Source organism: Micromonospora sp. NPDC002717 (genome assembly GCF_040295705.1).
Lineage (GTDB): Bacteria > Actinomycetota > Actinomycetes > Mycobacteriales > Micromonosporaceae > Micromonospora.
Window position 1 is genome coordinate 62,963 of record NZ_JBEOVW010000031.1, and the last position, 7,940, is coordinate 70,902.

At 73.9% G+C, this 7,940-nt stretch carries 8 protein-coding genes; 5 read left to right on the forward strand and 3 right to left on the reverse strand.

The features are described from left to right. The first annotated feature begins 58 nt into the window (after positions 1-58). From ABT006_RS29925 to ABT006_RS29940, 4 genes are read left to right on the forward strand one after another with little or no spacing between them, the layout of a single operon-like run. A complete protein-coding gene (locus ABT006_RS29925; RefSeq protein ID WP_350711804.1) occupies positions 59-1,231 on the forward strand; it encodes a DegT/DnrJ/EryC1/StrS family aminotransferase in 1,173 nt (390 codons plus the stop codon). Further along, the gene (locus ABT006_RS29930) at positions 1,228-2,124 is read left to right on the forward strand and encodes a dihydrodipicolinate synthase family protein (RefSeq protein ID WP_350711806.1); all 897 of its coding nucleotides are present in this window, start codon (positions 1,228-1,230) and stop codon (positions 2,122-2,124) included. The genes ABT006_RS29925 and ABT006_RS29930 overlap by 4 nt, the downstream gene beginning before the upstream one ends. Then, positions 2,121-2,861, forward strand: a complete 741-nt coding sequence (locus ABT006_RS29935; RefSeq protein ID WP_350711808.1) for an amidohydrolase family protein — start codon at positions 2,121-2,123, stop codon at positions 2,859-2,861. The genes ABT006_RS29930 and ABT006_RS29935 overlap by 4 nt, the downstream gene beginning before the upstream one ends. Then, the gene (locus tag ABT006_RS29940; protein WP_350711809.1) at positions 2,858-3,589 is read left to right on the forward strand and encodes an amidohydrolase family protein; all 732 of its coding nucleotides are present in this window, start codon (positions 2,858-2,860) and stop codon (positions 3,587-3,589) included. The genes ABT006_RS29935 and ABT006_RS29940 overlap by 4 nt, the downstream gene beginning before the upstream one ends. A gap of 43 nt (positions 3,590-3,632) precedes the next feature. On the opposite strand, the gene ABT006_RS29945 is transcribed toward ABT006_RS29940, so the two are convergent. Both ABT006_RS29945 and ABT006_RS29950 read right to left on the reverse strand, forming a co-directional pair. Then, positions 3,633-3,953: a DMT family transporter gene (locus ABT006_RS29945; RefSeq protein ID WP_350711811.1), complete on the reverse strand. Its 321-nt coding sequence runs from the start codon at positions 3,951-3,953 to the stop codon at positions 3,633-3,635. Continuing rightward, positions 3,950-4,630, reverse strand: coding sequence for an FMN-dependent NADH-azoreductase (locus ABT006_RS29950; protein WP_350711813.1), 681 nt, complete (start codon positions 4,628-4,630; stop codon positions 3,950-3,952). Before ABT006_RS29950 ends, ABT006_RS29945 begins: the two co-directional genes overlap by 4 nt. A 147-nt stretch (positions 4,631-4,777) precedes the next feature. Between ABT006_RS29950 and ABT006_RS29955 the strand changes: the two genes are divergently transcribed. Then, on the forward strand, positions 4,778-5,353 hold the full coding sequence (locus ABT006_RS29955) for a TetR/AcrR family transcriptional regulator (protein ID WP_350711815.1): 576 nt from the start codon (positions 4,778-4,780) through the stop codon (positions 5,351-5,353). Between the two features lie 168 nt (positions 5,354-5,521). Here the strand turns inward: ABT006_RS29955 and recD2 are convergent, their stop codons facing one another. Then, positions 5,522-7,726: an SF1B family DNA helicase RecD2 gene (recD2, locus tag ABT006_RS29960; RefSeq protein ID WP_350711817.1), complete on the reverse strand. Its 2,205-nt coding sequence runs from the start codon at positions 7,724-7,726 to the stop codon at positions 5,522-5,524. Between the last annotated feature and the right edge of the window lie 214 nt (positions 7,727-7,940).

Below are 7,940 nucleotides of genomic sequence, written 5' to 3' on the forward strand. Positions count from 1 at the left end.
TTGTTCGCAGCACAAGATTACGGTCAGGCCCGGTATTACTGTAGCCCTGGGAGGGTGCGTGTCGTTCCCCAGCATGGCCGACGCCGGCGGCCGGACGATCGGTGCGGAGGAGCTGGCCGCCGTCAGCCGGGTGCTCCAGTCGGGCATGCTCAGCTCGGTCTGGGGCACGGAGGTCCGCGCCCTGGAGCGCGAGATGGCCGACCTCCACGGAGTGTCGCACGCCGTGGCCGCCAGTTCGGGGACCGCGGCGCTGCACCTGGCCGTCGCGGCTGTCGCGCCGGACCCGGGCGACGAGATCATCACGTCTCCGATCAGCGACTTCGGCACGGTCGCGCCCATTCTCGCCCAGAACGCCGTGCCCGTGTTCGCCGACGTCGATCCGTGCACCGGCAACCTCGACCCGGCGGCGGTCGCCGCCGCGATCGGGCCGCGCACCCGGGCGATCCTCGGGGTGCACCTGTTCGGCGCGGCCGCCGACCTGCGCGAGGTCGCCGATTCCGCCGGCGTGCCGCTGATCGAGGACTGCGCCCAGGCCTGGCTCACCCGCTACCCGGACGGCACCCTCGCCGGCACGGCCGGCGCGATCGGCTGCTTCAGCCTCCAGCAGTGGAAGCACATCACCTGCGGCGACGGCGGCCTGACCGTGACCGACGACGCCGTGCTGGCCCGCCGGATGCGGCTCTTCGCCGACAAGGGCTGGCCCCGCGACGAGGCCCGCCGGCACGTGAGCCTCGGCCTGAACTACCGGATGACCGAGCTGGCTGGCGCCGTCGCCCGCGCCCAGCTGGCGAAGCTGCCCGGGGTGCTGGCCGACCGGCGGCGCACCGCCCGCCGACTGGCCGCCGCGCTGGCCGACCTGCCCGGCGTGCGCCTGCCGGCGGACCTCGACGCGCACGCCTGGTGGCTGTTCCCCGTCGTGCTCGACCCGCCGCTGACCAACCACGAGGTGGCCGGGAAACTGGCCGCCGCCGGGATCCCCGCCCGCGCCGGCTACCTCCAGCAGCCGCTGCACTGCGCCCCGGCGCTGACCGAGGCCCCCGTCTACGGCACCTCCCGCTTCCCGCTGACCGTGCCGCCGGCCGACCGGCTGCCGGCCTACGGGCCCGGCGCGTTCCCGGTCGCCGAGCGGCTCATCGCGGAGACCCTGCTGGTGATCGACTGGAACGAGCGGTACACCGACGCGCACGTCGACGAGATCGCCCGGGCGGTCCGGGCGGCGGTGACCCCGTGATCGCGCCGGCCGCCGCCGCGCTGCGCGACCGGCTGCGCTGGCGGCTCGTCGCCGCCACCGCCACGCCGATGGACGCCGACCGGACGGTCGACGCCGCGGTGCTCGACCGCTACCTGCGCGGCCTGGTCGTCGACGGCGCGGACGCCCTTGCCGTGTGCGCCCACACCGGCCGCGGCCCCTACCTCGACCGGGCGACCCGCGACCTGGTCGTGCGCCACGCCGTCGGCACCGGGGTGCCGGTGGTCGTCGGGGTGGGCGGCCGGCCGGGGGAGCGCACCGACGAGGTCGCCGCGCAGGCCGCCCGGGCCGCCGACCTCGGCGCCGCCGGCGTCCTGGTCTTTCCCGTCGACGGCGACGCGGTCGCCCACCACGACGCCGTCTGGCAGTCCGCCGGCCTGCCGATGCTCGCCTTCGACCTCTACACCCGGCCGTACTCCGCGTCGCGGCTGGCCGCCCTGCTCGAGCACCCGGGCGTCGCCGGGGTGAAGGTGGCCCGGCTGCACGACGCGCTCGCCTGCCAGGCCGCCCTGGCCGCCGCGCACCGGGCCGACCGGCTGGCGGTCACGGGCGAGGACCGGATGTTCGGGCCGTCGCTGATGTGGGGCGCGCAGGCCGCCCTGGTCGGCCTCGCCGCCGCGGCCGTGCCGGTCACCGCCGCCGTGCTGCGGGCGTACGCCGACGGGAAGCACGACGACTTCGTCGCCGCCTCCGCCCGGCTCGACCGGCTCGCCGAGGTCACCTTCACCGACCCGATGGAGGGGTACGTGCACCGCATGCTCCAGATCGCCGCCGACGAGGGGCGGATCCCCGCCTCCCACGCGGTCGACCCGTACGCTCCGGCGCTGCCGGACGGCGATCGGGACGGCGTGCTCGCGGTGGCGAGGCAGCGGTGAGCGGCAACCCGTTCGTCGCGGCCGACCTGCCCCCGGTCACCTTCGACGTCGACGTCCTCGTCGGCCGGTACGCCGACCGGCCGGGCCCCACCGGCGACCCCCGCGACGTCGCGGCCACCCTCGGCGCGAACGGCATCGCGCGGGCGGCCGTGGCCAGCCTCCGGGCGGCGCTGTTCGACATGCCCAGCGGCAACGACGAGGCCGCCGCCCTGGCCGGCCCCACCGTGCTGCCCGTCGGCGCGCTCGACCTGCGTGACCCGCTCGGCGCGGAGCGGGAGGTCGTCCGGCTCGCCGAGCGCGGCTTCCGGGCGGTGCGGCTCTTCCCCGACGAGCAGCGCGTCGAGCCGGACTTCCCGTCCGTGCGGCACGTCGCCCGCCGGGCCGCCGAGGCCGGCCTGGTCATCCTGACCGGCGGGGACGTCCGCCGGTTCTGGCGGCCGCTGCGCGGCGCGACCGTGGTCTTCCTGGACACGCACTTCTACCACCTGGGCGACTTCGTGGTGGCGGCCCGCGACGAGCCCGGCTTCCACACCTCCACCCGGCTGCTCAACTCGCCCGACGCGCTGGAGACCGTCGTCGCCCACGTCGGCGTCGGGCGGCTGCTCTACGGCTCCCGCACCCCGTTCTACGAGCCGGTCGTGCCGCGACTGCGGCTGGCCCGCGGCGGTCTCGGGCCGGCCGAGGTGGCCGCCGTGGCGGGCGGCAACGCCCGCCGGATCCTGGAGGGCCAGGAATGATCATCGACGTGCACGCCCACTGGGGGCCCTGGTTCTTCAGCATGGACGTCGGGGCGGTCGCCACCAACCTGGCGGTGATGGACCGCTACGGCATCGACCTCGCCGTCGTCTCCGCCACCGAGGCGGTCATCTACGACGTCGCCGCCGGCAACCGGGCGATGGCCCGGGTCCTGGAGACCAACGACCGCCTGCTCGGCTACCTGACGATCAACCCGCGCCGCCTCGACGACGCCGAACGGGACCTGCGCGAGCTGCTCCCCACCGGCCGGTTCGTCGGCGTGAAGATCCACACCGACTACACCGGCTCCCCGGCGGACTCCCCGCAGGCCCGCGCGGCGCTGGAACTCGTCGCCGCGCACGACCTGCCCGCCCTCGTGCACACCTGGGACGCGACGCCGCTCGACCTGGCCCAGGCCGTCGCGGACATCCCCGGGCTGCGCGCCATCGCCGGGCACATGGGCGCGAACGGCTGGCGGCACGCCGTCGAGGCGGCCAACTCGGTCGACCGGCTCTGGCTGGAGCCGTGCTTCTCGCACACCGAGGCGGGCCGGTTCGCCGCCGTGGCGGCGGCGGTCGACCCGCGTCGGCTGCTCTTCGGCACCGACGCCACGCTCATCGACCCCGCGGCGGCCTTCGGGGCGGTGCTCGCCGCCGACCTCGACGCGGAACTGGCCGAGCGGGTCGCCTGGCGCAACGCTGCCGAGTTGTTCCGCCTCGACGTGTGCTGACGTCGGCTCTGTTTGGAGGACGGCGGCAACCTGCTCGCCGCGCTCAGTCCGGGTCGGTGACCCGGGCCAGCACGATGCCGCAGACGATCAGGGCCAGTGCGGCGAAGCGGCCGACACCGACCGGATCCTTGTGCACGACGATGCCCAGCGAGATCGCGCCGATCGCGCCGATGCCGGTGAACACGGCGTAGGCCGTGCCGACCGGCAGGTCCTGCATCGCCCGGGAGAGCAGGTAGACGGCGGCGGCTCCGAGCGCGAAGCAGAGCAGGGTCGGCGCCGGCCTGGTGAAGTTCTGCGTCGGCTTGATCGTCTGCGACCAGATGATCTCGACCAGGCCGGCGAGCGCCAGGACGAGCCAGCTCATGCCTGCGCTACCGAGGGTGCCAGGGCCCCGGCGGCGACGGCGCGGGCCACGTCGACCGCCGCCTGCCGGGCATCGGCGTACGACCTGTGGTAGGACTCGCGCCACCGCTCCAGCGTCGGGTCCACGACGGAGTTGACGAACTCGGTGTTGATGACGGTGACGTCGTCGACCTGGAAGTGGCCGAGGAAGAAGTCCCGCAGGTAACGCTCCTGGTGGTCGACGGGCTCGCGCGGGGTGCCGGGGGCGTAGGAACCGCCTCGCGCGCCGGTGACGACGACCTTGAGGTTCAGCCTGGCGCGCGGGAACGTCACCTGGTCGATCCACAGCTTGAGGCTCGCCGGGATCGAGAAGTTGTACATGGGCGCGCCGATGAGCAGCACGTCGGCGGAGACCAGTTCGGTGAGCAACGGCTTCACCACCGCCCATGCCTCCCGCTGAGCCGGGGTCCGCACCCCCTCGGCGAGGCGGCCGGGTTCGGTGATGGCGTGCCGCAGCGCGTAGTCGCAGATCTCGGTCCACGCCTCGCCGATGACGGGCACGGGGTCGGCGGCGAGATCGCGGTAGGTGTAGGTCCCCGTCGGGTGGGTGGCCCGCCACTCGTCGGCGAACGCCCCGCTCAACATGCGGGAGTGTGATGCCCGACGGGCGCTGGCGTCCAGGTGCAGCAGGTGGGCCATGACTCTCGTCCCTACTCGTCGGAGGAAACGGACACGGTGTCCGGTTGTGCCTCGACGCTAGCAGCTAAGTGGACGCCGTGTCCATTTAGCCGGCTCGGGCGAGCGGGGCTGTCGCAACCGGACGAGGTGTCCGGTTAGGCTGTCGGGATGGCGGATGACCTTCTGGCCCCGGCCCCCGCGGAACGGGCCGACGCCGCGGCCAACCGGCGACGCATCCTCGCGGCCGCGGAGCGCCTGTTCGCCGAGCGCGGCCCGCAGATCTCCATGACGGACCTGGCCACCGCCGCCGGCGTCGGCCGCGCGACGCTCTACCGCCGCTACCCGGACGTCACGTCCGTGGCTGTCGCCCTCCTCGACGTGCACGAGCAGCGGTTGCAGCAGGAGATCCTCGCCGGCCCGCCGCCACTCGGGCCGGGCGCATCGCCTCGCCGCCGCCTCGAGGCGTTCTACGACTCCATGATCGAGCTGCTCGAACGACACCTGCCGCTGGCCCTCGGCGCCGAACTGGGTGCCACCCGCTTCGCCACCGGGGCCTACGGCTTCTGGCGGACGTTCGTCATGTCCCTGATCCGCGACGCCGGCTGGCAGGAAGACGCCCTCGCCGACGTCCTGCTCGCGCCGCTCGCCCCCGAGGTGTACCGGTACCAGCGCCACGACCGGGGGCGAACGGTGCCCGAGATCAAGTCGGCGCTCGCCCGCCTCGCGTACGTCCTGCCGGACTGACGTCCGTCACGAAACGTCGTCGGCGGCGGTAAGGAAACGGGCGGGCCCGCGCGACCGCATGAGGAACAGGCCGCTGGAGGCAGGATCCAGGAAGCCCGCTGCCAGATCGCCGCCTCCTCCATGCCGGTGTGTCCGGCCAGGAGTCGGCAGTCGGGAGGATCGAGCAGGTCAGGCGAGGCGGTGGTCGAGGGCGGTGTGGCGGCGCCCGGCGCCGACCGTGCGGACGGCGGCGGCGAGCGCGCGGCGGGAGCCGACCAGGACGACGAGCTGCTTGGCGCGGGTGACGGCGGTGTAGAGCAGGTTGCGTTGCAGCATCATCCAGGCGCTGGTGGTCAGGGGGATGACGACGGCGGGGTACTCGGAGCCCTGCGAGCGGTGGATGGTCATGGCGTACGCGTGGGCCAGCTCGTCGAGTTCGTCGAAGTCGTAGTCGATCTCCTCGTCCTCGTCGGTGCGTACGGTGAGGGTCTGCTCCTCGGTGCTCAGGGCGGTGACGATGCCGACGGTGCCGTTGAAGACGCCGGCCTGGCCCTTGTCGTAGTTGTTGCGGATCTGGGTGACCTTGTCGCCGACGCGGAACACCCGCCCGCCCACGCGGCGCTCGGGCTGCCCGTCGCGGGCGGGGGTGAGGCGCTGCTGGAGCAGCGTGTTCAGGGCCGCGGCGCCGGCGGGGCCGCGGTGCATGGGGGTGAGGACCTGCACGTCGCGGCGCGGGTCGAGGCCGAAGCGGGCGGGCACGCGGGTGCAGGCGACGTCGACGGTCAGGGCGGCGGCGGCCTCGGTGTCGTCGCAGGCGAACAGGAAGAAGTCGCCGAGCCCCTGGAGCAGGGGTGGCTTGCCGGCGTTGATGCGGTGGGCGTTGGTGACGACCCCGGACTCCGCGGCCTGCCGGAAGATCTGGGTCAGCCGGACCCGGGGGATGGCCGGGGCGGCGAGCAGGTCCCGCAGGACCTCCCCGGCGCCGACGGAGGGAAGTTGGTCGACGTCGCCGACGAGCAGCAGGTGCGCCCCGGGCGGGACGGCCTTCACGAGCTTGTTGGCGAGGACGAGGTCGAGCATGGACGCCTCGTCAACGACGAGGAGGTCGACGTCGAGGGGGTTGTCCCGGTCGTGGCTGGCCTCCCCACCGGGGCGTAGCTGGAGCAGCCGGTGCACGGTGGCGGCGGGATGGCCGGTCAGCTCCGACAGCCGCTTCGCGGCGCGGCCGGTCGGCGCGACGAGGGTGACCTTCGCCTTCTTCGCGGTGGCGAGTTCGACGACCGAGCGGACGGTGAAGCTCTTGCCGCAGCCGGGTCCGCCGGTCAGCACGGCGACCTTGGCGGTGAGGGCGAGCCGGACCGCCTGTTCCTGCTCCGGGGCGAGGTCGGTGCCGGTGCGGGCCTTCAACCAGGCCAGCGCCCTGCCCCAGTCGACGCCGGTGAAGTGGGGCAGCCGGTCGGCGCGGTGGTGCAGCAGCCGCAGCAGTGATCCGGCCAGGGACTGCTCGGCGCGGTGCAACGGCACCAGGTACACCGCCGCCGTCGGCTCGCCGTCCGGCCCGGGCAGGGTCTCGCGGACCACCCCCTCCTCGCCGACGAGTTCGTCGAGGCAGGTGGTGACGAGGTCGGCGGGCACGTTGAGGATCTTGGTGGCCTCGACGGCCAGTTGACCGTCGGGCAGGTAGCAGTGCCCGTTGTCGGTGGCCTCGGAGAGGGTGTACTGGAGGCCGGCCTTGACCCGCTGGGGGCTGTCGTGCGGGATTCCCACGGCCTGGGCGATGGTGTCGGCGGTCTTGAACCCGATGCCCCACACGTCGGCCGCCAGCCGGTACGGCTCGTTCTTCACCACGGTGATGGCGGCGTCGCCGTACTGCTTGAAGATCCGTACGGCCAGCGAGGTGGACACGCCGACGCCCTGGAGGAAGACCATCACCTCCTTGATCGCCTTCTGCTCCTCCCACGCCGCGGTTATCTTGGCGGTGCGCTTCGGTCCCAGGCCGGGCACCTCGACCAGCCGGCTCGGTTCGGTCTCGATGACCTGGAGGGTGTCGAGGCCGAAGTGCGCGACGATCCGCTCGGCGAAGACCGGGCCGATGCCCTTGACCAGTCCGGAGCCGAGGTAGCGCCGGATGCCCTGGATCGTGGCCGGCAGGACAGTGGTGTAGGAGTGGACCTCGAACTGCCGGCCGTACTGCGGGTGCGACGACCAGCGGCCGGACAGCCGAAGGCTCTCGCCGGGCTGGGCCCCCAACAGCGCCCCGACCACGGTGAGCAGGTCGCCGCTGCGGTCGGTGGAGACTCGGGCGACGGTGTAGCCGGTCTCCTCGTTGACGTAGGTCAACCGTTCGAGCACCGCGTCCAACACCGCCGACGGCGGGCGAGTGGGGGCAGTCACCCGCCCATCCTGCCCTGCGTGCTGCTCGGCACTCGCGCGTGTCCCTGGTGAGAGCCACCCACCAGGCGATTCGGGTACGCCGGCACCCGTCGCACCGGCCGTCGATCGAGGTCCCGGTCGGCCGTTGGTGGCTCACGACCGCGGGTTGCCCCGGTGGCAGGGGTGGCGCCGCCGCCGGGGGGGGGGGGGGGGCCCGCGGGCGGGGGCGGCGCCC

Coding starts and splice junctions, on each gene's coding strand:
- ABT006_RS29940 (WP_350711809.1), top strand. CDS start 2,858: ATGATCATCGACGTGCACGCCCACTGGGGGCCCTGGTTCTTCAGCATG.
- ABT006_RS29945 (WP_350711811.1), bottom strand. CDS start 3,953: ATGAGCTGGCTCGTCCTGGCGCTCGCCGGCCTGGTCGAGATCATCTGG.
- ABT006_RS29955 (WP_350711815.1), top strand. CDS start 4,778: ATGGCGGATGACCTTCTGGCCCCGGCCCCCGCGGAACGGGCCGACGCC.
- ABT006_RS29950 (WP_350711813.1), bottom strand. CDS start 4,630: ATGGCCCACCTGCTGCACCTGGACGCCAGCGCCCGTCGGGCATCACAC.